Origin of the sequence: Solihabitans fulvus, assembly GCF_008386585.1 — a bacterium.
Taxonomy (GTDB): Bacteria; Actinomycetota; Actinomycetes; order Mycobacteriales; family Pseudonocardiaceae; genus Solihabitans; species Solihabitans fulvus.
Window position 1 is genome coordinate 85,911 of record NZ_VUOB01000019.1, and the last position, 24,937, is coordinate 110,847.

Here is a 24,937-nt window from a genome sequence, read left to right on the forward strand (position 1 = left end):
CTCCCGAACGCGTGTGCGGCGATCGTTCGACCGCCCTTGGTTGAAAGTAGTACCGAATGTTTTTTGTCGGACACAAGGTTGATCGGCTGATCGGGCGTATGTGCGACACCACTCGATCGGGCGGCCACACACCCTCAGGACGGCAGCGTCCAAACGGACGCAGGCGACGGCCGGACGGCCTCACCCGATTGAGTAGCGGACTCCTCCCGGCCGTCGCGCACGGTGTCGTCCTCGGCGCGGCCGTCCTCGGCGCGTTCCGGGCCGTCGCTGCCGTCGCTGCCGTCGTTGGCGTCGCTGCTGTCGTCGTTGTCGTCGCTTGTGTTGCTCGCGGTCAGCTCCAGCCCGGTGATGCCGGAGTGCGGCGCTGGACTGGCCGACCAGCGAATGACCGCTGCGTCGTCCCGCCACTCGACGGAGGACCAGCCCGACCGGCCGAGCGAGGACACCGCGTCCAGCAGGGCCTGGGCGGGGGCCTCGGTTCGCTCGCCGAGGTCGACGCGCACGCTCAGCACGGAATCCTGCGATGCGACGCCGATGATGTGGCCGGAGCGGACGATCCTGCTGGCCACCGCGCGCGCCTGCCATTCGGCGCCCGCTGAGCGGTCGGTCGCCACGTCCACCCGCAGCAGCAGCCGAACGGCCGTCGATGCCGGTTCCTCGGCGGGTGGCTGCGCGACGGGCTCCGGCGGGGGTTCCCTGACGTAGGGGTCGCCGCCGGCCCAGGCCTCGACCAGGAGCCGTTCTGCGCCGGGCACGAGGTCGCCGACCAGGTCGGGATCGTCGAGCACCGTCCAGGCCGTCGGCGGCTCGCAGGCGACGCGCGGGGTGGCGAACTCGGGCCCGAGATCGCGGACGAACACGCGCACCGCCCTGGCCAGCGCCGCGGCACTGTTGTGCGTCGCCCGTTCGGGACTCACCACACTCACCGTGACCGACCAGCAGTCGGGCTCCTCGTCCGAGCAGTCCACCACCTCGACGACGCGCCCGCCGATGCGCCGCACGAAGCCGTCGCAGGCCGCTCGGGCCTGCCCGTCGTCGTCGGCCGCGACCACCACGGTGATCAGCAGTTCGAGATCTTCTTCCACCATCGTGTGAGCGATTGTCCACCAGACCGGTGGCGCCCCGCGCGCTGGTCGCCGACAGACTTCGCCGAGACAATCGAGCCCATGTGCCACAGCGACGACAGCAGACCGCCAGGACCGCCCAATCCAGGAGACGTGGCCGAGCACGGACCGATCGAGCTGACCGCCGCCGACGGCAACCGGTGCAACGCCTACCGGGCGAAGCCCGCGACGCCGAACGGCCGCAACGTCGTGCTCCTGCCGGACGTTCGCGGCCTGCACCCGTTCTACGAGGACCTCGCCGTCCGGTTCGCCGAGGCCGGTTTCGACACGGTCGCGTTCGACTACTTCGGGCGGTCGGCGGGGACCGGGCCGCGCGGGGAGGGGTTCGACTGGCAGCAGCACTGGCCCAAGGTGACCCCGGACCAGGTGCACACGGACGCCTCGGCCGCGGCCGGGGCGCTCGGCGACGGCCCGACGTACACCGTCGGCTTCTGCTTCGGCGGCAGCCAGTCCTGGCGGCTGGCCGCCAGCGACCTCGACCTGGCGGGCGCGATCGGCTTCTACGGCAAGCCGAAGCTCGTCGCGGACGTCGTCGAGTCGATCCGCGTTCCGCTGCTGCTGCTCGTCGCGGGCGCCGACCAGGCGACCCCGCAGGCCGACTTCGCCGCCTTCGACCAGCGGCTGACCGACCTCGGCAAGCCGCACGAGCTACACGTCTACGACGGCGCGCCGCACTCGTTCTTCGACCGCGCCCACGGCGAGTGGCGCGACGCCTGCGCCGACGCCTGGCGGCGCATCCTCGACTTCACCACCGGTTGAGGCGCACGACCGATCGACCGAGCCGCACGGCCGACCGGTCGGGGCTCACGACCGACCGGCAGGGTGCCAGCCTCGGTGCAGGACGGGCAGGTCCCGGACCGGGGCGGTCCACAGGTACGTCCAGCACGCCCGGCCGTCCGGCAGTGTGACGCGGATCCGCTGGTAGTCCTCGCCCTCGTACTCGTCGAGGGCGACCAGCGCCCGCTCCGGCGACCGCAGCCGCACCACCCAGCCGGGCACCCCGGGACCACGGGACAGCCGCAGCGCCGGGTAGTCGTGGCCGGTGTCGTACAGCGTGCCGGGCAGCGACGCCCGGTCCGGCTCGCCAAGCGCCAGCGGCGCGATCCGCCGCCACGCCGACCCGTCGGGCTGGAGCGTGCCGTACACGAACAGCCGGTCCGGCCACGCGTCCGCCGACGGCTCGCCGTCGACCCGCGTCACCGCGAGGCCGTCCGAGTCGGCCGGCGGCCCGGTCAGCGCCGCGGCCTCCGCCTGGTCCAGCGCGGCGCACGGCACGGCGGCGCCGTCGACCAGCAGCGGCAGGCGCATCGGGTCGGCCGCCGTGTACGCCAGCGCGCCGTCCAGCACCGTGCCGTCCTCCAGGGTGATCCGCCCGGTGCCCAGCCGGGACAGCCAGTGCCGGACGTCCCTGCCCTCGCACGCGTCGAGCGCCCGCACCTGGTCGAGCGTCGCCCACCACAGGAAGTGGTCCTCGACGACACCGAGCGCGGCGGTCAGCGTCGCGGGCCGCTGGTCGTCGACGATCCGGAAGCCGGCCGCCCACACCGCGGACACGCCAGCGCACCTGGCCCGCAGCGCCACGACCGGTCCCGTCATCGCGTGCGACTCGCGCAGCCAGGTCACCTTGGCAGGGCAGGCGTTCGAGCCGTAGGCGAGCACGGGAACGCGCTCGGCCAGCGGTGGCGCGCCGCGTTCGGCGAGCCACCGGTCCAGTTCGACACCGTCCGGCCCGACCCGCCAACCGCTGGCCGTGGCGCGGTCGGGACGCAGCGCCCAACCGGCGCGGTCGTGGTGCACGAAGGAGAAGCCCGGTCGCGCGCCGGGATAGGGCTGGGCCGGGTAGTCCTCGTCGGTGAACTCCGCGGTCCTCAACAGGGGATCACCGCGCCGAGCATCACCACGCTGCGCAGCACCTCGCCCCGGCCCATCCGCGCGAACGCCTCCTCGACGTCGTCCAGCCCGATCCGCTCTGACACGAACCGGTCAAGCGGCAGCCGCCCCTGGAGGTACAGGTCGATGAGCGTCGGGAAGTCCCTTGATGGCAGGCAGTCGCCGTACCAGGACGACTTCAGCGCGCCGCCGTGCGAGAAGAAGTCCAGCAGCGGCATGTCGATGCGCAGGTCCGGGGTCGGCACGCCGACCAGCACCACGGTGCCGGCGAGGTCGCGCGCGTGGAACGCCTGTTGCCAGGTCTGCGGGATGCCGACCGCGTCGATCACCACGTCCGCGCCGAAGCCGCCGGTCAGCGCCCTGATCTCGGCGACGACGTCGGTGTCCCCGCCGGCCAGCACGGTGTGCGTCGCGCCGAAGTCCTTGGCCCAGAGCAGTTTCCGAGCGTCGGTGTCCACCGCGATGATCCGGTTCGCGCCGGCCAGCCGCGCGCCGACGACGGCCGCGCTGCCCACCCCGCCGCAGCCGATCACCGCGACCGAGTCGCCCCGGCCGACGGGTGCGGTGTTCAGCGCGGCGCCGAGCCCGGCCATCACGCCGCAGCCGAGCAGCCCGGCGACCTCGGGCGGCGCGGCGCTGTCGACTCGAGTGCACTGTCCACTGTGGACAAGCGTCAGTTCGCTGAACGCGCCGATGCCGAGCGCGGGCGACAGCGGGCGGCCGTCCGCCAGGGTCATGGGCTGGCTCGCGTTGAAGGTGTTGAAGCAGTACTGCGGCCGCCCGCGCAGGCAGGCGCGGCAGGAGCCGCAGACCGCGCGCCAGTTCAGCACGACGAAGTCGCCGGGCGCGAGGTCGGTCACGCCGTCGCCGACCTCCTCGACGACGCCGGCCGCCTCGTGGCCGAGCAGGAACGGGAACTCGTCGTTGATGCCGCCGTCGCGGTAGTGCAGATCGGTGTGGCAGACCCCGCACGCCTGCACCCGCACCAGCGCCTCGCCGGGCCCGGGGTCAGGCACGATGATGTCGTGCACCGCCACGGGAGCCCCCTTGCCGAGGGCAACCACTCCACGTACTTCGTGCGGCACCGCGTCCGCCTCCCCGCTGTTCCACGTTGAACCGGCTTGATCCAGACTCGCAGACTGGCACGGCCGGCGCACGGGCGTAAGCCCCCTAGCTGACGGCGGCGGCCTTGCGCTCGTCGTAGTTCTGTTGGCTGGCGGTGACGTCCGGCATGCTCTCCTGCACCCAGACGAACAGGGCGCGCACGTGCTCCGCGCCGCGGCGGCCCAGCTCGGTGAGCGAGTAGTCGACGTGCGGCGGGATGACCGGGCGGACCTCGCGGTGCACCATGCCGTCCCGTTCGAGCGCCTGGAGGGTCTGCGCCAGCATCTTCTCGCTGACTCCGCCGACGTTCCTGCGCAGTTCGCTGAACCGCTTGGTGCCGTCGATGAGGGCGCCGAGGACGAGGACGGCCCATCGGCTGGTCACGTGTTCGAGCACCGATCGGGACGGGCAGTTGCGGTCGAACACGTCCGCCCCGGGCGGAAGGCCCTCGAACAGGGCGTTGCTGTTGTTCGTCACGACCCAAGCTTACCGCCGGAACGATACTAACTTCCAGTAAGTGTTGTGCGCTGCGTCATAGATCAAGCGTTTCGCGCGCCGCTGGCCTCGATGCTTACTAGTCTAGATCTTACTTACGTTGAGGTGGGTACTTTCTTTTGGTTAGTACAAGCTCTACGGTGAGTGCAGTCAGCGAACAGCGTGAACGAGGAGAGACCATGACGATCTTGGTGACCGGGGCGACTGGGCAGTTCGGCGGGCTGGCGGTGCGTCACCTGCTCGACCGGGTGCCGGCCGCCGAGCTCGCGGTCTCCGTGCGGGACCCCGAGAAGGCCGCCGACCTCGCCGCCCTTGGCGTGCAGGTCCGGCGCGGCGACTTCAGCGAGCCGGAGAGCCTGGCGGAGACCTTCGCCGGCGTGGACAAGCTGCTGCTGGTCTCCACCAACGGCCCCGACGAACAGCGCGTCGCCCAGCACGTCAACGCGATCGACGCCGCCGTCAAGGCTGGCGTCCGCTACATCGCCTACACCAGCGTGTCCGACGCCGACACCTCCCCGCTGGAGCTGGCGGCCGTGCACAAGGCCACCGAGGAGCGGCTCCGCGCGAGCGGCATCCCCTTCACCTTCCTGCGCAACGGGATGTACCACGAGAACTACACCCCGACGCTGCCCGGCGCGGTCGAGCGCGGCGCGCTGGCCAGCGCGGCGGGCGAGGGCCGCATCGCCACCGCCTCGCGCGACGACCTCGCGCTGGCCGCCGCGATCGTGGTGGCGGGCGACGGCCACGAGAACGCGATCTACGAGCTGACCGGCTCCACCACCTGGTCGTTCCCCGAGCTCGCCGCAACGGTCGCCGAGATCACCGGGAAGCCGTTGCCGCACAAGGACGTCACGGCCGAGGACCTGACCGCCGCGCTGCTGGCCGCCGGGCTGCCCGACTTCCTCGCCGAGGTGATCGCCGACATCCAGGTGAACATCGGCAAGGGCGTGCTGTCGGAGGTCCGCCCCGACCTGGAGAAGCTGCTCGGCCGCGCGCCGAGCACCATCGAGCAGGCCGCGCGCGCCGCATTCGCCACCGCCTGAGTTATCGCGAAGGGTCCCGTCAGGACGTTGGGTGTCCTGACGGGACCCTTCATGGCATGTCTAGCTCGGGAGCGGGTAGCCGCGTGGGGCGATGAGGTACACCACGCCGCCCGAGCCGTCGCCAACGCTGCCGTCCGCCCGATAACGCTTGGTGCGCAACCAGATGTTCTCGAACTGGGTGCGCTTGTACACGTGCCGGACCTGCGCGTCGGTCGCCGAGGCCGGGTCGTTGGCGATCACGTCGCCGGTCGGGGTGAACCCGACGACCACCATCAGATGGCCCGACGTGCCGTAACCCGCGCCATCCAGCTCGTCGGCCCGGAACGACTGCGAGGTCACCACCGGAACGCCCAGCCGGACGTAGTGCTCCAGCTCGGTCAGCGACCGCAGCCTGGTGATGTGCGCCGCGAGACCATAGCTCGCCGCGTAGGCCGCGTTGAACGGCCAGTTCCCCGCGCCCTGGTAGGAGTAGTCGTAGGTGTTGCGGGCGGCCTGGTCCACGCTCGGGTCCGCGTAGCTCGGGTCCACCCAGGACAGTTGCGCCGCAGTCGGCGTCCTGCCCCAGTACTCCACCACCATCTCGGTCGAGGTCGGGCTGCACCACGCCTCGCCGCCGCCGTCGTACTGCGGGTACTGGCCGGCGTGCACGTCCTGCGAGTAGCGGGGGACCGGCAGCTCCACACCCCACGCCCCGCCGGAACGGCTTGGCGGCACGGTGAACCGGTCCGGCACGGCCGAGGTCATCGCGCCGAGCGCGGACAGCGTCGGGGACGCCGTCGTGCCCTGCGCCCGGTACAGCGTCACGCGCAGTTCGTAGGCCCGCAGCGCGACGCCCTGCGCGGCCTGGAAGGTGTCCACGTCGATCTCGCCGGTCGCGTCGGACTGGCCGGCGACGCTGGTGCGCTGGATGTCGCCGTCGCCAGACGCCCACCGCCCCATCACGTACCAGGCGGTGTCGGCGCCCTTGTCGGTGCGGCCGCGCATCTCCACCTGGAGCCAGGCGCCGGCCGGCGTCTCCGCGTTCCACGACGCGATCAGCTGCGACGCGTCGAAACCCTGCGTGTGGCGCGGCGAGGTCCATCGCGCGTAGTCGTAGGCCCTGGTGGTGCCGAGCCCCGGCTCGGTGTGCGTGATCGTGCCAGCCGGATGGCCGATGGTGAGGCCGCCCGGCGTCCACGCCGTGCCCTCGGCCGACCCGGCCAGGAACTCGGCCGAACGCCACTGGTGGTAGTCCACCTTCGCGTCGTCCGGCCCGGTGCGGCCGCTGGCCCCGGTCGGCGGTGAACCCAGCGAGTCGGCAGGAGCCGCGCCGACCGGGACGGCCGACACCATGGTGAGCGCGCCGCCGACCAGGACGGCGAGCAGCGTCGCGAGTGTCCTCATGGAAACCACCCAACCTAGGTTGCTGGTGGGTGATTTTCGCTGTCGTGCCAATGCTTGTAAACGGCTGACCGGATGAAGGTCAGCCGTGTCAACGGGGTTGGGCCGGACGGGCTAGCAGCAGCGCGGTGTCGAGGTCCGGGTGGGCCTCCGGATGGTCGATCCACCACCTGGCGTAGGTCGGGTTGCGGTCGACCACCGCGCGGTAGGCGTGCGCCGCGCAGGCGAACACCTCGTGCGCCCGCCCGGCCAGCATGCCGTCCGAGCGGGTGGCCACCAGGATCTGCACCGACAGCGGATCCCCGCGCAACGGCCTGATCGCGATGCCGTCGCCGCTGCGCGAGGACGGCGCGGCCAGCGACACCGCGCCGTCGGAGACCAGGCCCCGCGCGGTGCTGCTCTCCGTGGTGTGGTGGGTGATCCTCGGCGTGAACCCGACGGCGTGGCAGGCGGCGTGCAGCTGCATCCGCATGGTGTTCTGCTCGGGCGGCGGCATCACCCAGTCGCTGTCGGCGAGGTCCCCGAGGTCGATCGACTCGCGCGCCGCCAGCGGGTTCCGCTCGCCGACCGCGACGAACTGCGGCTCGGTCAACAGCGTCCGCAGCTCGATGCCGCGCAGCTCGCGCTGCCGCATGCCGTCGAACCGCTCGAACACCGCGAGGTGCACCCGGCCGGCCATCAGCATCTCCAGCAGGGCGGGCGGCGACGGCTCGATCTCCGTGCGCACCTCGGTGCACCGGATCCGCGCCCGCAGCTCGGCCACCAGATGCGCGACGAACAGCATCGGCATGGAGCCGGCCAGCAGCGGGCCGCTGGCCGGGCCAGCGGCCCGCTCCCGTGCCGAGGTGAGCAGCTGGCCGAGGTCGTCGAGGACGACCCTGGCCGTGCTGATCACGTACCTGCCCAGCTCGGTGGGTACGCTGCCGGTGGGTGTTCGCTCGAACAACTGGCCGCCGAGCAACCGCTCGACCGACCTGAGCTGAGCGCTCAGCGCCGGCTGGGTGAGACCAAGCCGGGCCGCAGCCTTGGTGACGCTGCCTTCTTCAGCGATCGCGCAGACCGCTCGCAAGTGCCGAAGCTCTAGTTCGGGCATAACGCCCTTCTATCCCTGTTCGCTATGAGCTGCCATACCGCGTTCGGGTCATAGTTCGGTGTCGACTGGTTGTACAGGGTGAACACTCCTCGCCCTCGCCCACCAGCTCCACACGGATGGAGAGGGGAGCAATGCGGCTCCGGAAGTTCGGACTCAGCACGGTAGCGGCTCCACGCCCTGCCGCGCTGCCGTTCGGGCAGTCCGTTTGCGCGGAGTCCGGAAGTCGGGCGTGGTGCCAACGACCACAGTGGATCATCAACCACCGGCCGTCGCGCGGCGAGTCGATCTTGGTTCGCGCCGACCGCCGTTGATACCAGGGGCCGCCGACCGCGCGTGCGGCCGCGCGTCGGCGGCCCCCTCCTGCTGGCCCCGCCCCGGGCGCGCCCCCGGGGCGGGGTCGTTCATTTTCACCCGGTTGGCGGATCGGTAGCGTCCACTGTGGACGGATGATGCGGCGGTCGGGACTGCCCCGAAAGGCACCGGAAGCCGGCACCTGCGGCGCGTCGCCGACCGCGTGGGAGGATGCTCCGCCGTGCGTTACTACGCGGACCTCCACGTGCATTCGAAGTACAGCAGGGCCTGTAGCCGCGACTGCGACCTGGAGCACCTGGCCTGGTGGGCGCGCCGCAAGGGCATCTCGGTGATCGGCACCGGCGACTTCACCCATCCCGCGTGGGCCGAGGAACTGCGCACCAAGCTGGTGCCCGCCGAACCCGGCCTCTACCGGCTCCGCGACGACCTGGACCGCGAGGTGCTGCGCACCCTGCCGCCGAGCTGTCACGGCCCGGTGCGATTCCTGCTGGAAGTGGAGATCTCCACGATCTACAAGCGCGGCGATCGCACCCGCAAGGTGCACCACCTGTGCTACATGCCCGATCTCGCCGCCGCCGAGGAGTTCACCACGAGGCTTGGCCGGATCGGCAACCTCAAGTCCGACGGCAGGCCCATCCTCGGCCTCGACTCGCGCGACCTCCTGGAGATCACGCTGGAGTCCGGCGACGGCTCCTTCCTCATCCCCGCGCACGCCTGGACCCCCTGGTTCGCGGTGCTCGGCTCCAAGTCGGGCTTCGACGCCGTCGACGACTGCTACGTCGACCTCGCCGAGCACGTGTTCGCGGTCGAGACCGGGCTGTCGTCGAACCCGGAGCTGAACTGGCAGGTGTCCGGCCTCGACCGGTTCCACCTGGTCAGCAACTCCGACGCGCACTCGCCGCCCGCGTTGGGGCGCAACGCGACCGTGCTCGACGGCGAGTTCGGCTACGCCGAGCTGCGCGGCGCCCTGGAGACCGGGGCAGGCTACGTCGGCACCGTCGACATGTTCCCCGAGGAGGGCAAGTACCACCACGACGGCCACCGCAAGTGCGGGGTGCGGATGGAGCCCGCCGAGACCAGGGCGCACGGCGGGAACTGCCCGGAGTGCGGGAAACCGCTCACCGTCGGCGTGCTCAGCCGCATCGAGGAGCTGGCCGACCACCCGAGGGGCCGCAGGCCGGACACGGCGGGGGAGTTCCTCAGCATCGTGCCGCTGCCCGAGATCATGGGCGAGATCCTCGGCGTCGGGCCGAAGAGCAAGGCCGTGCAGCAGAAGGTGACCGAGCTGGTCACCACCCTCGGCCCCGAGCTGGCGATCCTGCTCGAACTGCCGCTCGACGAGCTGCGCGCGGCCAGGTCGCCGCTGCTGGTGGAGGCCGTCGAACGGCTGCGCTCCCAACGGGTTCGCCGGGACGCCGGCTACGACGGCGAGTACGGGACCATCTCGCTGTTCGCGCCGGGCGAGCTGTGCGCGCCGACCGAACAGGCCCCCGCCCTGTTCGACTTCGACCTGCCCGAACCCGCGCCGACGCCAGGACCGCGCAGGCCCGCCGCGCGAAAGCCCGAGCCGAGGACGCCCGAGTCGGAGCTGCTCGAACTGGAGCTCGCCGAACCGCCGGGACAGCGGGCCGAACCGCCGACGGGGTCGCTGCTGGACGCGCTCGACCCGGACCAGCGCGCGGCTGCGGCGTCGGTGGACGGGCCGCTGCTCATTGTCGCGGGACCCGGCACCGGCAAGACCAGGACGCTGACCCACCGGCTGGCGAATCTCGTTACCGCGCAGGGCGTTTCCCCGCAGGAGTGCCTCGCGATCACGTTCACCCGGCGCGCCTGCGAGGAGATGCGGGAACGCCTCGATGCGCTCGTGCCAGAGCAGGGTCCGCTGATCACCGTGTCCACCTTCCACGGCCTCGGCCTCGCCGTGCTGCGGGAACAGCACGAACGGCTCGGGTTGGCGGCCGACTTCGGTGTCGCCGACGAGTCCGCGCGGCTGGCGGTGCTGCGCGGGCTGCTCGACGCGGCGACCAACCGCGAGGCCCGCCGTGCCCTGGAGACGGTCTCCGCCGCGAAACGGGCGGCAGCCACCGGAACACCGGCCGCAGCCACAGGGACACCAGCCACTGGAACACCGGCCGATCCAGCGTCTGCGGCCCTCGCCGAGCGCTACGACGCGGCGCTGCGGGCGCGCGGACTGGTCGACTTCGACGACCTGGTCACCCTGCCGGTGACGCTGTTGGCCGGGGATCCGGCGCTCGCCGCGAGCTACCGCGCCAGGTACCGCTGGATCTGCGTCGACGAGTACCAGGACGTCGACGAGCTCCAGTACCGGCTGCTGCGGTTGCTGACCGACCAGGACGGAAACCTTTGTGCGATCGGCGATCCGGACCAGGCGATCTACGCCTTCCGTGGCGCGAACGTGGGTTTCTTCCTGCGCTTCCAACAGGATTTCCCCGGCGCGCGGCTCGTGCAGCTGACCCGCAACTACCGGTCGAGCGGGGTGATCGTGGCCGGCGCGGTCGCCGCGATCGCGCCGAGCACCCTCGTGCCGGACCGGGCGCTGCACGCGATGCGCACCCTGCCGGCCGCGGACCGGATCGTGCTGCACGGCGCGGCGGACGAGGACGCCGAGGCGCAGTTCGTCGTGCGCAGCATCGAGGAGCTGCTCGGCGGCTCGTCCTTCCACTCCCGAGACTCCGGGCTGGTTGACTCCGACGGCGCGGCCGGCGGGCTGTCCTTCGACGACATCGCGGTGCTCTACCGCACCGACGCGCAGGCCCGGCCGATCATGGCTGCGCTGTCCCGCGAGGGCCTGCCGTTCCAGAAGCGCTCGCACAACCGCCTCGCCGGGCACCAGGGCGTGCAGGCCGTGCTGCGCCACCTGCCGGCCGATCCCGGCACAGCGGCCCTGCCGCAGCTGGTGCGCGAGGCGGCCGCGCGGGCCATCGCGGACCTGGCGGGCGCCGACCAGGACGTCCTCGGCGGAGACCTGCCGGAAGCCGACCAGGTCGACGCCGTCCGCGAGGCGGTCGACCTGCTGGCCCCGCTCGCTGCGGCGCACAGCGCCGACCTCGCCGGGTTCCACGCGGAACTCGCGCTCGGCGCGGAGGTCGACACCTGGGACCCGAGGGCCGACCGCATCTCCCTGCTCACCCTGCACGCCGCCAAGGGACTGGAGTTCCCCGTGGTGTTCATCGTCGGCTGCGCGGACGGCGTGCTGCCGCTGCGCTGGCCCGGCGCGCGGGACACCACCACCGCGGCGCGACAACTGGAGGAGGAGGCCGAGGAGCGCAGGCTGTTCTTCGTCGGCATCAGCAGGGCCCAGTCGCACCTGCACCTCAGCCACGCCGCGCGCCGGGCCAGGGGCGAGCTGCGGCCGTCGCCCTTCCTGACCGCGCTCGATCCGCACCTGGTCGAGCGGCGGACGGCCGCGCCGGGTGGCCGGGGCGCGCGGCGGAGCCAGCAGCTGCGGCTGCTCTGAATCCGCCCTGAATCCGCGAGGTCGCCGCAGGTCGGTGACCTAGGATCGGGCAAAACAGGCCACCTGGGGAGGCGGGCACGATGACCGGGCACCACGAGCCGCTGCCGTACGACACGACCGAGGCGACCTCGCCGTTCGGCATGGGGCTGCACCACGTGCAGCTGACCATCCCGCCGGGCAGCGAGCAGGAGTGCCGCCGGTTCTACGTCGACGTGCTCGGCATGTCCGAGGTGCGCAAGCCCCCGAACCTGGCCGCGCGCGGCGGCCTCTGGGTGCGCGCGGACCGGCTGGAGATCCACCTCGGCGTCGAGGCCGACTTCGTTCCGGCGCGCCGGGCGCACCCCGGCATCCTGGTCGCCGACGTCGACGCGCTCGCCGATCGGCTGGCCGGGCACGGCGTCGAGGTCACCTGGGACGAGAACTTCCCGGGATACCGCCGTTTCCACACCTTCGACAACCTCGGCAACCGCCTCGAGTTCATGACCCCCGCGTAGCGGCAGCATGACGAGCCGAATCGAACTGGCCGGCGGCTGGGACAGCGCCGCGACCCTGGTCGACGGGCGGTGGATCGAGCGGACGCCCCGGCGGCCCGAGGTCGCCGACGCGCTGCGCGTGGAGGCGCGGCTGATGCCGTGGCTGTCCGGCAGGCTCCCGCTGCCCGTGCCGGTGCCCGAGATCGTCGAGACGGGTCCGCTGGTCGCCAGGCATCCGTTGATCGCCGGCGAGCCGGCCGACCGGCTCACGGCCGCGCACGGCCGCGAGCTCGGCAGGTTCCTTCGCGCGCTGCACGACACTCCCATCGCCGCCGCCGTCGCGCTCGGGCTGCCGGACGCGTCCTCGGTGCTGCGCGCCAGAACCGAGACGCTGCAACGGTTCCAGGCTCTCGTGCTACCCCGCCTGCCGGCCGACCGGCGGGCGGCGGCCGACGCGCTGCTGACCGACGTCCTCGGCCTGCCCTGCGACACCGTGGTGCATGCGGATCTCGGGCCGGAGCACATCCTGGTCCGGCACGGCGACCTGAGCGGCGTCATCGACTGGTCCGACGCGCACGTCGACGACGCGGCCCTCGACCTCGGCTGGGTGCTGCACGGGACTCCGCCGGAGTTCGCCGCCGCCCTGGCCGAGGCGTACGGCGCGACCGAGGACCAGCGCCGCCGAGGGCTGTTGTGGCACCGGCTCGGGCCGTGGTTCGAGGTCGTGCACGGCCTGGACACCGACCAGCCCGAACTGGTCGGGTCCGGTGTCGCCGGCGTGCTCGACCGGCTGTGATCAGGAGCGCGTGACCAGACGTCTTCCCAGCAGACCCGGGCAGCGGTCAGTCGTCGAACAACCGCAGCTGATGCGCGAGGGCGGCGGCCTCGGTGCGTGAGCCGACTCCCAGCTTCGCCAGGATGTTGGACACGTGCACCCCCGCCGTCTTCGCCGAGATGAACAGCTCCTCGCCGACCTGCCGGTTGCTGCGCCCCCGAGCCACCAGCCGCAGCACCTCGGTCTCCCTCGGGGTCAGCCCGAGCCCGTCGTCGTCCTCGGCGGGCTCGGGCAGCAACCGCCCGCGCGTGGCGAGCAGCTCCAGCTCGTGCCGCAAACCCTGTGCCCCCAACGAGTTCGCCGTTGATCCGGCCTCCCGCAGCCGCGCCTGTGCCCCGGCCCGGTCGCCGGCCGCGAGCGCCGACTCGGCGGCCTGCCGCAGCGCCACCGCCATCGGATACGGCTGACCCACCTCGCGCCAGGCCGCGACGGCCGCGTCCCAGCTCGCGAGGTCCCCGCCGAACTCCGCGCGCAACGTCGCCCGGTGCGCGGCCTGCACCGGACCGGTCACGGTCAGCCGCTCGCCGAGCGCGCGCAGCCCGGCGAGTCGGCGCGCGATCACGCCCTGTGCCAACGGATTCCGCACGGCCCGCGCCTGTGCCGCGCGGCACGCCCGCACACAAGTCACCAGCAGCGGCCACACCAGGCTCGGATAGGCGGTCGCCCCCGCGTCGTCGAGCAGCTCGTCAACGGCAAGGTCGGCGCCGTCCTGGTCGCCCGACTCCGCCGCCAGCCGGCAGCGAACCTTCAGCAGCGGCAACAGGAACTGCCGGCCCGTGTAGTCCGCGCCCATCAGCTCGCGCGCGCGGGCCACCGCCTCGGCGGCCTCCTCGGGCGCGCCCTCGGCGAGGGCGATCGCGGCGGTCTGCGTCAGCAACACCGCCAGGTACAACGGCGGCGGCCGCAGCCCGACCGCCTCGGCGACGACCTCGCGCGCCTCCACCAAGCGCCCCAACGAGTACAGCGACTCGGCGAGCCCCGCGGCCAGCATCGCGCCCCGGCCGCCCGCCAAGCCGACCCGGCGCGCCTCGGCGATGCCGCGTCGCGCCACCTCGACCGCTCTCTCATGCGCGCCAACGGCTTCCAGCGCCCCGGTCGCCATCACGCGCGCCAGCAGCACGGTGTCGTGGTCGCCGGCCGCCGCCGCCAGCTCGCCGGCCCGCGCGGCCAGCTCGGTCGCGCCGTCCGCGTCGCCGTCCCGGGATGCCCGCGAGGCGAGGGTGACCAGCGCGAGCGCCTGCACCGAGCCGTCCCCGGCGGCCCGGCCGAGCCGCAGCGCCTCGGCCGCCAGGTCCTGCGCCTCCTGGCTGCGGGCCAACACCTCCAGCCGGCTGGCCAGCGTCGCCAGCAACCGGCCCCTGGTGCGCTCCGCGGTCTCCGGCGCGAGCCGTAGCGCCTCGCGGAGGTCGTCCACCCCGTCGCGGCCGTCGCGGTGCTTGAGCAGGCTGCGCACCTCGAGGACCAGCGCGGCCCGCTCCGGGTCGGCGACCGCGGCGAGCGCCTCGGTGGCCAGCGTGACGCCGCGCTCGGTCTCGCCAGCGTCAAGGCAGGACTCGGCGGCGACCCACAGCAGCCCGGCCAGATCGGTGCCGATCCGCACCTCCGGATTGGCCACCCGTTCCCAAAGCCCAAGGACCCGATCGAGCATCCGCGACTGCTCGGTGTGGGCGAAGGCATCGCGGGCCGCCCCCGCCGCCAGCCAGGCAGCCTCGAACGCCCGCTCGCCGTCGCCGGCCGCGTGCCAGTGCGCGGCCAGCTCGCCGGGGGCGCGCCCGGCGAGCACCAGACCGGGGTCCGCGACCAGGGCCCGCGCATAGCCCGCGTGCAGCCGTTTCTGTTCGCTTGGCAGCAGATCCTCGTACACGGCGTCGCGGATGAGCGCGTGCCGGAACGCGTAGCAGTCGCCGACGGGCAGCAGCAGCTGCCGGTCCACGGCCGGGCGCAGCGCCCGCTCCACCGCGCGGTCGTCCAGGCCGGTGACGGCGACCAGCAGGGCGTGCCCGACCCGTTGACCGGCGACCGAAGCCGCCCGCAGCACCTCGCGGCTCGGCTCCGGCAGGCCCCTGACCCCGGCGAGCAGCAGGTCGCGCAGCGGCGCCGGCGTGCTCGGGCCTGCGTCGGCCAGCGCCTCGACGAACAGCGGATTGCCCTGGCTGCGCCGGTGCACCTCGTCGACGAGCGCGGGCGCGGGCTCCCCGCCGAGCCTGGCGGCCAGCACCGCGGCCACGTCGAGCCGGCCGAGCCCGGCGGGCTCGACCAGCCGGACGTTGGGCGCGCGGGTCAGCGAGGACAGCACCGGCCGCAGCTCGTCGTCCAGGTCGCCCGACCGGTAGGTGCCGATCACCAGCACCCCGCGCCGGGTGAGGTTGCGAACCAGGAACACGAGCAGCTCGCGGCTGGACGGGTCGGCCCAGTGCAGGTCCTCAAGCACCAGCACCAGCACGCGCCCGTCGGCCGCGCCCTCCACCAGCGTCAACACGTCGTCGAACAGCCGCGCCCTGCCGTGACCGCGACCCGGTTCGTCCTCGGGGTCGCCGAGCGCGGGCAGCAGGTGCGCAAGGCCGCGCCGCCCGCCAGCCGGCAGCAGGGCCGCGGCCCTTGCCGCGCCGACCTCGCCGACCAGGGCGCGCAGCGCGGCGACGAACGGCGCGTAAGGCAGCCCGTCCGCACCGAGTTCGAGGCAGCCGCCGAGGACGACGACCGCGTCGCCGGGCAGCCCCGACGTGAACTCGGCGACCAGCCGCGACTTGCCGATACCCGCCTCGCCGCCGACCAGCACCACGGCGGGACCCTCGGCCTCGGCCCGCCGGTACGCCTCGGCCAACGCCGCCAGCTCGGCCGCGCGCGCGACGAAGATCGGATTCCCCACCCCGGCATCGTAGGCGGCCCCAGCGCCCCCGGCCGGGATCTGAACACCCACCTAGGCAGTCCACCCAATGTGCCAGACCCCGCTCAGGAGCGAGGCTCTGACCAGCGGTGATCACCACCGCGACGGCCAAGGAGGAGAGATCGTGTCCCAAGACCCGCGCCGGTGGCTGATGCTTCCGGTGATCCTGTCCGCGTCGTTCATGGCGGCCTTCGACTTCAGCGTCGTCAACGTCGCGGCCCCCTCGCTCCAGACCACCCTGCACGCCGGGTCCGCCGCCCTCGAACTGGTCGTCGGGGGCTACGCCTTCACCTACGCCAGCGGCATGGTGACCGGCGGCAAGCTCGGCGACCTGTTCGGCCACCGGACGCTGTTCCTGCTCGGCATGGCCGGCTTCACCCTCGCCTCGCTGCTGTGCGGGCTCGCCGGGACGCCCGGCCAGCTCGTCGGCGCGCGGCTGTTGCAGGGCCTCACGGCGTCCGCGATGGTGCCGCAGGTCATGGCGCTGATCACGGCGACCTTCCCGCCGGGCGAGCGGCTGCGCGCGCTGTCCTGGTTCGGGGTGACGATCGGGCTCGGCAGCACCGCGGGCCAGGTGCTCGGCGGCCTGCTGCTGGACGCCGACGTGCTCGGCCTCGGCTGGCGGGCGATCTTCCTGATCAACCTCCCGGTCGGCCTGGTCGCGCTGACCTTCGCGGCCCGCTGGCTGCCAAGGGGCCGCGCCGCCAGCAGGCCACGGCTCGACCCCGTCGGCGTCGTCGGCGTCTCCGGTTCCCTCGCGCTGGCCCTGGTCCCGCTGGCGTTGGGCCGCGAGGCGGGCTGGCCGGCGTGGACCTGGCTCGCGATGGCCGCGTCCGTGCCCGCGTTGGTCGGCACGCTCGCCTGGGAACGCCGCATCGCGCGCCGAGGCGGCGAACCGCTGCTCGACCTCGCGCTGTTCCGCGCGGGCTCGTTCCGCACCGGACTCGCGGTCAACGTCGCGTTCATGGCTTCCTTCAGCAGCCTCATGTTCACGGTGACTCTGTTGCTCCAGGCCGGTCTCGGCGCCAGCCCGCTCCACGCCGGCCTCACCTTCGCGCCGCTGGCCGTCGGCTCCGCGCTGTCCTCGATCCTCGGCCGAGGCCTGATCGCCAGGCACGGTCGCCGCGTGATGACCTTTGGCAGCGCCCTGACCGGCGTCGGCGTGCTCGGCCTCGCCGTCGAACTGCGGGTGCTCGGCGCCGACCTCACCCCGCCGTGGCTGCTGCTCCCGTTGGGGCTGGCGGGAATCGGCAGCGGCCTCACGCTCCCGTCGGTGCTCGGCGTTGCCCTGTCCGGGGTGCGGCCCGCGAAGGCCGGTGCCGCCTCCGGGGTGCTCACCACCACCCAGCAGTTCGCCGGCGCGACCGGAGTCGCGGTGCTTGGCGCGCTGTTCTTCGGGGCGCTCGGCACACACCCCGGCCGCGCCGACTTCACCGCCGCCGCGCAGCTGACCCTGTGGATCGACGTCGCCCTGGTCGCCGTCACGACCGTCCTGATCACGCTGCTACCCCGAGCCGCGACCACCCAACCCCTTGTCTCACAACCCAACCGCCAACCAACCGCAGCCTGATCGCCGCAAGCTCCGCACCCCCAACGCTCCGCATGCCTCCCCACGCCCCAAATCTCCCCCCGTCGCTCTCCCTAGGCAGGACAGACACCATGCGCGGCTTTATCACCGACCCCTCCGCCCCGAGCGGCCTCCGCCTGACCGAGGACCTACCCGAACCCGAACCGGCCGAGGACGAGTTCCTGCTCGGCCTCCGCGCGTACGCGATCAACCCCGGCGAGGCGCTGCTGATCAGCCAACGCCCCACCGACTGGCGGCCGGGCCAGGACGTCGCCGGAGTCGTGCTGCGCGCCGCGCGGGACGGCAGCGGCCCGCCGGAGGGCGCCCGCGTCGCCGCGATCCTCGACTGGGCCGGCTGGGCCGAGCGAGTTCCCGTGCCGACCAGGTGGGCCACCGTGCTGGACGACGGGGTGTCCTTCGAGCAGGCCGCCACCCTGCCCATCGCCGGCCTGACGGCCCTGCGCGCGCTGCGCGCCGGCGGCGCGGTGCTCGGGCGCAGGGTCCTGATCACCGGGGCCACTGGCGGCGTCGGCCAGTTCGCGGTTCAGCTGGCCGCCGCGTCAGGGGCGCACGTCACCGCCCTGGTCAGCGGGCCGGACCGGGTGGCCGAGGCGCGCGAGCTCGGCGCGCACGACGTCGTGACCACCCTCGACGGGCCGGACCTTGCACCGTTCCACCTGGTGCTCGACGGCATTGGCGGCGAGACGCTGACCAAGGCGGTGCGCCGACTCGTCCCCGGCGGGACGGTCGCCCTCTACGGCGGCTCCGGCGGTCCCGCGAACCTGCACATCGGCGACTTCTACGCCTCGGGCCTCGGCGCGCGCATCGTCAGCGTGTTCGGCCCGCTACCCGAGGACACCAAGGGCGAGGACATCGGCCTGCTCGCCGGCCTGGTCGCCGACGGCAGGCTGACTCCGAAGATCGGCTGGCGCGGCGACTGGACCAGCACCCAGGACGCCTTCGCCGCGCTGGCCGCGCGAGACTACCGGGGCAAGGCCGTGCTCACGGTGCAGGGAACCGACTGCCCCGTGCTGGACAAGTGGGTCTGACCAACCGTGCCCCGCGTTCCCCTCGCCCAGGGACTCACCAGGGCAACGGGTGGCCGTCCCGGAAGAAACCACCGGTCGGGCCGTCGTCGGGGAGGGTGGCGGCCCACACCACGCTCGCCGCGCCCTCGACGACCGGTCGCCCGCCCGCGCCGCCCATGTCCGTCGCGACCCAACCGGGGCACACGGAGTTGACCAGGATCCCCGCGTCGCGAAGTTCGGCGGCGAACATCCGGGTCACCGCGTTCAGCGCGACCTTGGAGGCGGTGTAGGCGGGCGTGCCGCCGCCCATGCCGGTCAACGAGCCCGCCTCGCTGGACACGTTGACGATCCTGGCGTGGTCGCTGGCGCGCAGCAGCGGAAGGAGCGCCTGCGTGAGCCGCCACGGGCCGTACAGGTTCGTCTCGGCGGCCTCCCGCACCACGGCGAGATCGGCGGTGGTGGCGCGCTGCCAGGTGTCGTAGGTGATGGCGGCGTTGTTGACCAACACGTCCAACCGCCCGAACCGTTTGGCGACCTCGTCCGCCACCCGCGCCACATCCCCGTCGGAGGTGACATCGAGCCGCATGGCCTGCACCCCAAGGCGTTCCGCGGCCGCCGAGGCCGCCTCCGCCGAACGGGCCGTGAGCACCACGGTGTGCCCCAACGCCGCGAGCTGCCGGCAGACCTCCAACCCGATACCCCGGTTCGCCCCGGTGACCAACGAGACGGTGCCGTCGTTCCGGTTACCCACGTTTCGCTCTCCCTCTGCCGCAGTTCCTGTGCCATCAGGCATGATCGACCGTAATGACTGACACCCTCAACGAAAGAGACCGACTAACCCTCGCCTACAACGCTCTGGCCGGCCTGTCCGTCGGCGACGCCCTTGGCGCCCAGTTCTTCGTGCCAGGCAGGTCGCGGCAGGAACTCGCCGAGGGCAATCCCCCACCCGGACCGTGGGAGTGGACCGACGACACCGAGATGGCCTGCACCGTGGTCACCGAGCTCCGCGACAACAGTTCGATCCGGCAGGACGCCCTCGCCGCGTTGTTCGCCGACCGCTGCGAGCCCTACCGGGGCTACGGGCCGGGAGCGGTGGTCATCCTGCACCAGATCCGCGACGGCATGCCGTGGCGCGACGCGGCAGGCGCGGTGTTCGGTGGCCAAGGATCCTGCGGCAACGGCGCCGCCATGCGTGTTGCGCCGCTGGGCGCCTACCACGCAGCGGATCCCGACCGAGCCGCCGACCAGGCCGCCCGCTCCGCCGAAGTCACCCACCTGCACCCGGAGGGCATCGCCGGCGCGGTCGCGGTAGCCGTGGCGGCGTCCGTCGCCGCGTCCGCCAGTCGCGCCGAGGGCCGCCCCGCCCCCGAGGCACTGCTGGACGAGGTGACCGACAGGTTGCCCGCCGGCGACGTCCGCCAAGGTGTCCTGCGCGCCAGGGCGTTGCTAGGCCGAACCGCCGCCGAGGCGGCCTACGAACTGGGCAACGGCTCCCGAGTCACCGCCCAGGACACGGTCCCGTTCACGCTGTGGGTCGCGGCCACCCACCTGGCCGACTTTCCCGCCGCGATCACCACGTGTGTCGCTGCGGGCGGCGACATCGACACCACCAGCGCGATCGTCGGCGGCATAGTGGCGTCCCACACCGGCATCGGCGACCGACCGGGCACGATCGGCGTCCCACCGACGTGGCTCGCGGCTCGTGAACCCCTCCCGGCATGGGTGGTCGAGTAGGCCGTGGCACGGCGGCCGTAGCGGCGGCAGACAAGAGCACGACAAAGATCAAGCCCCTGACCCGTTTACACAGGTCAGGGGCTTGATTCCAACTACGACGCAGACCAGATCTCCCAGCGTGACGCCGAGACCAGCCGCCTGCTCACCGAAGCCCGCAACCCCAACACCCCAGCGGACGCGGCCGTCATCGCAGGCCGCAAGGCTGCGGTGAACCTACTGATCAGTGGCGGTGCGTGGACACAGACGGCCGCGGCGACCGCCCTGGCCGGAGGACCGGCCGAGGTCCATGCCTTCCTGGCCACCGGTCTGACTCTGGCCGTCGAGCAGGATGACCGTGTCGCTTTGGAAAGCCTGGCCGCCACCACCAGCAGGCCCAAGCTCAAGCAAGCCGCTCCCGCCGCTCTGGCCGGATCCCACGACCAGGTGCTCGCGATCCTGCGTGACAGGGCCTACGAAGGCACCGGGATCGACGACGAGATCGAGGTCCAGCGACTGCTGAACACCGGCGGCCCGTCCACCCGGCGTGCCGCCAACGCGGCGCTGTCTGGTTCACCCGCCGACGTGCGTGACTTCCTCAAGAACGGCCAGCAGCAGACCAGGGATGTCGATGAGCAGCTGGCCGTGCAGAAGGTCATCAACACCGGCGGCCCCGAGGTCAAAGCCGCCGGCCAGGCCTCCCAGGAAGGACCCGCCTCCTGGCGGCAAGTTTTCCTGAATTCCGGCCAGTACGCCACTGCCCAGCGCGACGCCGACACCGCCGCCCATGCTGCGGTCATCGCCCGCCACGTCGCGCAGGCCGCCCAGACCGCCGCCACCGCACACGAGACCGCCAACCGGGCCTCCGAGTTCGCCGCCCGCGCGAGCAATGCCTCTGCGGAGGCAGACGGTTGGGCGCGGCAGGCCGAGAACTCCAAGAACGAGGCCGCCCAGGCCGCCAACGCCTCGGCCGATGCCGCCCAGAAATCCGCCGACCAAGCCGTAGCCTCGGCTCAGCAGGCCCGCCAAGCCCAACAAGCCGCCCTCGCCGACGCCCGAGCAGCCGAAACCTCCGCCAACCAGGCCCGCACCTCAGCCAGTCGCGCCAACGACTATGCCGCCACTGCCCAGACTTACGCTGACCAAGCCCGCGCCTCCGAGCTGGCAGCAGGCAAGAGCGCTGACGACGCAGCAGCAGCGTCCGAGGACGCCAAGAAATTCGCTGCAGAGCAGCTGCAGGCCGAAGGCAGGCAACGCAAGGCAGACGCCGATGCCGTGGGCACAGGCAACGTGACGGTTGACGACGAGGCCGCCCTGCGTGCCGTGGGCGGCCAAGAGCTGGTTGACCAGTATCGCAAGGCGCAAGCTGACGCGAACAAGAGTATTTTTGACTGGATCATTCAAAATGGTGGCCAGATTCTGGTCGACCTATTCGCCGGCGGCATTAAGCGTGCGTCAACAATCCTAGCTTTGTCAATTGCTTGATGGGGGTAGTTGATGTGGCCTCCCTTGGTGTGATGTTCGTCAAGGGGCCCGTGATTGCTCGAGCCCTCTGGCGTGTTGGTTCAAATTTTGGAAAATTCATCGAGGAAACATCTATCGCCAAGAATATTGTGGAAAAGGGGAGAACGGTCATCGTCGAAGCCCGGGCGAAGGCGGTGAAACCGACGGGCACCGTGCGGGACAGCGTTAAGGCGACTCAGCCTGAGATCTCTGGAGCGGGGATTCCTAAGTCGTTCGAGCTGTCGACCGATGGTGCGAAGGTGTGGGTGCATGGCAATGCGACCGACCACTTCGCTGAAGCTGCCAAGGGCTTTGCCGCGCGTGGTCTCTCGCCGGAGGCAGTGAAGCTACAGATGCAGCAACAGCTTCGGAGTATGCAGGCGGCAGTTGCCGAGGCGACTAAGGGGGGCGTCCCGTTGAACCAGCGTTTGACTGTGGGGGGTTGGCAGCTAGAGTTCAGGCAAGGTGCCGGGGACCTCTTGCCGGCGCTGATTCACGCCAGAATGGTAGGGTGAGCCGCAATGCCTAGGGTTCTTGGGTCTGTTCCTTGCACTGGTGCATCAGTGGAGGGGGACCGGTGGGTCCCGATGGCAGTCAGATGGCACGTCGATTCTCTCGATCAGCCACTGTACCTATTCGTTTCAGGTAGCAGTGGCGGCTATGTGGAGCTGAAGATCGCGCCAGACTCTGGGGCGCTGCTGGGTCTAGTGATGATTGACGTCCCCCCGAAGGTTGATAGGGCTATTGATATAGAGGGCAATTTCGAGACCGGTGTGCCAGTGCTTGATACCAAGATGTGGCCGTGGAAGGTGACTCCCGACTACTCGGAGCCTGAAAAGCGAGACATCGACTCAACTGAAGATCTGGCTTGTTCATCGGGTGACGATAGTTTTGTGCTGTGGTTCTCTTCCGTTGCGGCGATAAAATACTTGAGGTGTGGCGATGTTGCCGTAGGAATGTCGTCAGATGATGAACTTGTCTGCATGGTCGCGACTCGACTCTCGATTTCGACTGCTGACATGTTGCATCAAGTCGGACAGTAGGTCGAACGGCGAAGAGTGGCACGTGCCACGCTAACGTAAGTGCCCTACGCAATGGCGTGGCAGCAACCAAGAAGTGACCGGCCGTGGCCACTGTCACCGTGACGCTGGGGCGCGGAGCGGTATGGCCTACGCGTTCGAATGGCTGTCAAGTTCGGCTACGACCTGTGGTTTGGTGTCACCCGGCGTCGTCTTGACGATGTCCATGGCGTTGCGGCGTGCGATGCCGGCCGTTTCGGCAAGGTGGTCGCCGGTGGCGCCTGCGGCTTTGGCGACGATCATCGCCTGATTGCGCTCGGCGCAGATCCGATCTACCTCCGATTCGACCTCGGCGAGTTGCTTGGCGAGTCGGCGCACGGCAGTCAGCTCCAGCTCGGGTGGCGGAACGAGCGGGCGCGGCATCGTGGCCTCCTGGGTATGCTGGTGACAGGAGTTCTTCCCTCGGCCCCGGCGAGCAGTCCAGTGCTCGTCGGGGCTTTCGGCGTTCGGGGTGAGGGAAGCGTCGGGGCGGCGAATGATCCCGGTCTGCGCGCCGCGGTGCGAGGCGACGACTGCGGCGGTCTCGGCCGCCCGGTGGGCTGCGGCGACTACTGCGGCGCTGGAGCCGATGCCGTCCACGATCGCGGCACCAGCGCCCAGCGGATTGTGCTCCACGCAGGCGGAGTCGGCGTTGGCTGCGCGGCCGGCGATGTAGGTCGCGGTGGCGAGCTGCAGCGCGGGGTTACCGGGCTGGTTGGTGGCGGTCATGTTGCTGTCCTCCCGGGGACAGGGGCTGACGAAGGAAACGAAGGAACGAAGGAAGTCAATCCGAGCCGTTCGGTGGGTCGGTGGCGCGGCGGTACCGGCGCGCTGGACGGCCTCGCTGAGCTGGGCGTGTGAACTCCTCGTACCCGCCGGTGTCGAGGAGGTCGGCCAGGAGCTCGTCGAGGACTTTCTTCGTGAGATTGCGGCTGAACAACGCGGAAATGTCCTCACGGCTCAGGCCGTCGGCTCCTGCGCCGTCGAGGGCGCGCCGCAGGCGATCCATCTTCGGGTTGCGGATGGTGCGGTCCAGGACGTACTTGGCGGAGCCGATCGCGTAGCGGACCAGCGCGGCAGCCGCTGCGAGGTCGGTGGCGTCGACCAGGTCGCGGCCGTCGAGCACGGCATGTAGGGCGGCGATGCGGCGGCAGTAGGGAGCGGCGCGGCGGGCGAACTCGGTCCAGGCGGCGTCGTCATCGTCGGCGCCGCTGAGCTCGTCGTAGAGCTTGCCGCTCCAAGCAGCTTCGTTCGGGCCTTCTCGGCCAGCTGCTCTGCCTTGGGCGTGCCCTCGGGAATGATCTCCGTGAGGTACCGGCGGTGCTTGGTGATCGGGTCGAGCCCGGCGTACACACGACCCTCAGGGCACCGCTGGGCAGCTCGTCGATGCCCCCGCGCTCCCTCTTCGTGCGGCTCTGACCTAGGGCCAGCGTACGACTGTTTCGCGCCACGAGTGATGTCATGACGGTCCTCAACGTCGCTTCATGCCCTTTGGAAAAAGATCAAGCCCCTGACCCGTTTGCACAGGTCAGGGGCTTGATTTCACCCGGCGAAAGGTGGTGCCCCAGGCAGGATTCGAACCTGCGACACACGGTTTAGGAACGGTCTTGCGTCACACGGTCCCACCTACCGCGTGACCTGCGGCGGAGCGTGATCCCGTGCTGAGGGTGCCTCGAATCGTTTCGCGACTGCTTCGCGCTTCGCGGAAGGCAGCTTCCCGACTGGCGGCTTCGCGCCGACGCGGACCGATGGCTGTGGGCCTCGCTGAGGTGACCCGGCTACCCGTTGGCAAGGCGGCGGAGCCGTCGCGGCAGCCGAGCGCCGTGCCCAGCTCTGCCAGGCCGACCACACTGGCGCTCGTAGGGAGTCCGGTCGCTGCCCGGTGGTTCGAAGATCCATGCGTCGTCGGCGGTGGCGCTGCCCTCGCGCGGCTGGGCCGCGCCGCCCGGCCGTCGGC

21 protein-coding genes are annotated in these 24,937 nt (G+C 71.6%); 11 read left to right on the plus strand and 10 right to left on the minus strand.

The features are described 5' to 3' along the window. Window positions 1–134 precede the first annotated feature (134 nt). Complete coding sequence (locus F0L68_RS11155; protein ID WP_188316507.1) at window positions 135–1,088, minus strand: hypothetical protein; 954 nt, start codon at window positions 1,086–1,088, stop codon at window positions 135–137. 129 nt (window positions 1,089–1,217) lie between these two features. Between F0L68_RS11155 and F0L68_RS11160 the strand changes: the two genes are divergently transcribed. Beyond that, window positions 1,218–1,883, plus strand: a complete 666-nt coding sequence (locus F0L68_RS11160; RefSeq protein ID WP_223198684.1) for a dienelactone hydrolase family protein — start codon at window positions 1,218–1,220, stop codon at window positions 1,881–1,883. Between the two features lie 45 nt (window positions 1,884–1,928). Here F0L68_RS11160 and F0L68_RS11165 read toward each other — a convergent pair whose 3' ends face one another. The 3 genes from F0L68_RS11165 to F0L68_RS11175 all read right to left on the minus strand — a co-directional run bounded on the left by F0L68_RS11165 (window position 1,929) and on the right by F0L68_RS11175 (window position 4,595). Beyond that, on the minus strand, window positions 1,929–2,996 hold the full coding sequence (locus F0L68_RS11165) for a gamma-glutamylcyclotransferase family protein (protein ID WP_149849432.1): 1,068 nt from the start codon (window positions 2,994–2,996) through the stop codon (window positions 1,929–1,931). Next, a complete protein-coding gene (locus F0L68_RS11170; protein ID WP_149849433.1) occupies window positions 2,993–4,099 on the minus strand; it encodes an S-(hydroxymethyl)mycothiol dehydrogenase in 1,107 nt (368 codons plus the stop codon). Before F0L68_RS11170 ends, F0L68_RS11165 begins: the two co-directional genes overlap by 4 nt. 85 nt (window positions 4,100–4,184) lie before the next feature. Further along, window positions 4,185–4,595, minus strand: coding sequence for a winged helix-turn-helix transcriptional regulator (locus F0L68_RS11175; protein WP_223198685.1), 411 nt, complete (start codon window positions 4,593–4,595; stop codon window positions 4,185–4,187). Window positions 4,596–4,792: 197 nt separating this feature from the next. Between F0L68_RS11175 and F0L68_RS11180 the strand changes: the two genes are divergently transcribed. Then, the gene (locus F0L68_RS11180) at window positions 4,793–5,656 is read left to right on the plus strand and encodes an SDR family oxidoreductase (protein ID WP_149849434.1); all 864 of its coding nucleotides are present in this window, start codon (window positions 4,793–4,795) and stop codon (window positions 5,654–5,656) included. 60 nt (window positions 5,657–5,716) lie between these two features. Here F0L68_RS11180 and F0L68_RS11185 read toward each other — a convergent pair whose 3' ends face one another. Both F0L68_RS11185 and F0L68_RS11190 read right to left on the minus strand, forming a co-directional pair. After that, window positions 5,717–7,039, minus strand: a complete 1,323-nt coding sequence (locus F0L68_RS11185; RefSeq protein WP_223198686.1) for a C39 family peptidase — start codon at window positions 7,037–7,039, stop codon at window positions 5,717–5,719. 88 nt (window positions 7,040–7,127) lie between these two features. Continuing rightward, window positions 7,128–8,129 (minus strand): LysR family transcriptional regulator, encoded by a 1,002-nt coding sequence (locus F0L68_RS11190; RefSeq protein ID WP_149849435.1) that lies wholly within the window; start codon window positions 8,127–8,129, stop codon window positions 7,128–7,130. 532 nt (window positions 8,130–8,661) lie between these two features. On the opposite strand from F0L68_RS11190, the gene F0L68_RS11195 reads away from it, so the two are divergent. From F0L68_RS11195 to F0L68_RS11205, 3 genes are all read left to right on the plus strand, one after another. Beyond that, on the plus strand, window positions 8,662–11,919 hold the full coding sequence (locus F0L68_RS11195) for a UvrD-helicase domain-containing protein (RefSeq protein WP_149849436.1): 3,258 nt from the start codon (window positions 8,662–8,664) through the stop codon (window positions 11,917–11,919). 80 nt (window positions 11,920–11,999) lie between these two features. Further along, window positions 12,000–12,413 (plus strand): VOC family protein, encoded by a 414-nt coding sequence (locus F0L68_RS11200; protein ID WP_223198687.1) that lies wholly within the window; start codon window positions 12,000–12,002, stop codon window positions 12,411–12,413. Between the two features lie 7 nt (window positions 12,414–12,420). Next, entirely contained in the window at window positions 12,421–13,188 is a 768-nt protein-coding gene (locus tag F0L68_RS11205; protein WP_149849437.1) for a phosphotransferase, read from the plus strand. Window positions 13,189–13,234: 46 nt separating this feature from the next. Here F0L68_RS11205 and F0L68_RS44545 read toward each other — a convergent pair whose 3' ends face one another. Then, window positions 13,235–16,096 carry a helix-turn-helix transcriptional regulator gene (locus F0L68_RS44545; protein ID WP_276313847.1) on the minus strand — a complete coding sequence of 954 codons (2,862 nt, stop codon included), beginning with the start codon at window positions 16,094–16,096 and terminating at the stop codon, window positions 13,235–13,237. A gap of 142 nt (window positions 16,097–16,238) precedes the next feature. Between F0L68_RS44545 and F0L68_RS11215 the strand changes: the two genes are divergently transcribed. Together F0L68_RS11215 and F0L68_RS11220 are read left to right on the plus strand one after the other, a co-directional pair. Further along, window positions 16,239–17,684, plus strand: coding sequence for an MFS transporter (locus F0L68_RS11215; protein WP_223198688.1), 1,446 nt, complete (start codon window positions 16,239–16,241; stop codon window positions 17,682–17,684). Between the two features lie 89 nt (window positions 17,685–17,773). Next, a complete protein-coding gene (locus tag F0L68_RS11220) occupies window positions 17,774–18,730 on the plus strand; it encodes a zinc-binding dehydrogenase (protein WP_149849438.1) in 957 nt (318 codons plus the stop codon). 34 nt (window positions 18,731–18,764) lie between these two features. Here the strand turns inward: F0L68_RS11220 and F0L68_RS11225 are convergent, their stop codons facing one another. Continuing rightward, complete coding sequence (locus F0L68_RS11225; RefSeq protein WP_223198689.1) at window positions 18,765–19,460, minus strand: SDR family NAD(P)-dependent oxidoreductase; 696 nt, start codon at window positions 19,458–19,460, stop codon at window positions 18,765–18,767. Between the two features lie 53 nt (window positions 19,461–19,513). On the opposite strand from F0L68_RS11225, the gene F0L68_RS11230 reads away from it, so the two are divergent. The 4 genes from F0L68_RS11230 to F0L68_RS11245 all read left to right on the plus strand — a co-directional run bounded on the left by F0L68_RS11230 (window position 19,514) and on the right by F0L68_RS11245 (window position 22,965). Continuing rightward, entirely contained in the window at window positions 19,514–20,443 is a 930-nt protein-coding gene (locus tag F0L68_RS11230; RefSeq protein WP_149849440.1) for an ADP-ribosylglycohydrolase family protein, read from the plus strand. Window positions 20,444–20,650: 207 nt separating this feature from the next. Further along, window positions 20,651–21,904, plus strand: a complete 1,254-nt coding sequence (locus F0L68_RS11235) for an ALF repeat-containing protein (protein WP_149849467.1) — start codon at window positions 20,651–20,653, stop codon at window positions 21,902–21,904. Continuing rightward, entirely contained in the window at window positions 21,904–22,437 is a 534-nt protein-coding gene (locus F0L68_RS11240) for a hypothetical protein (RefSeq protein ID WP_223198690.1), read from the plus strand. The genes F0L68_RS11235 and F0L68_RS11240 overlap by 1 nt, the downstream gene beginning before the upstream one ends. Before the next feature lie 147 nt (window positions 22,438–22,584). Continuing rightward, complete coding sequence (locus F0L68_RS11245) at window positions 22,585–22,965, plus strand: hypothetical protein (RefSeq protein WP_149849442.1); 381 nt, start codon at window positions 22,585–22,587, stop codon at window positions 22,963–22,965. 126 nt (window positions 22,966–23,091) lie between these two features. Here the strand turns inward: F0L68_RS11245 and F0L68_RS11250 are convergent, their stop codons facing one another. Together F0L68_RS11250 and F0L68_RS42280 are read right to left on the minus strand one after the other, a co-directional pair. Continuing rightward, the gene (locus F0L68_RS11250) at window positions 23,092–23,709 is read right to left on the minus strand and encodes a hypothetical protein (RefSeq protein WP_149849443.1); all 618 of its coding nucleotides are present in this window, start codon (window positions 23,707–23,709) and stop codon (window positions 23,092–23,094) included. Between the two features lie 55 nt (window positions 23,710–23,764). Continuing rightward, complete coding sequence (locus tag F0L68_RS42280; RefSeq protein WP_188316508.1) at window positions 23,765–24,106, minus strand: hypothetical protein; 342 nt, start codon at window positions 24,104–24,106, stop codon at window positions 23,765–23,767. Window positions 24,107–24,937 lie beyond the last annotated feature (831 nt).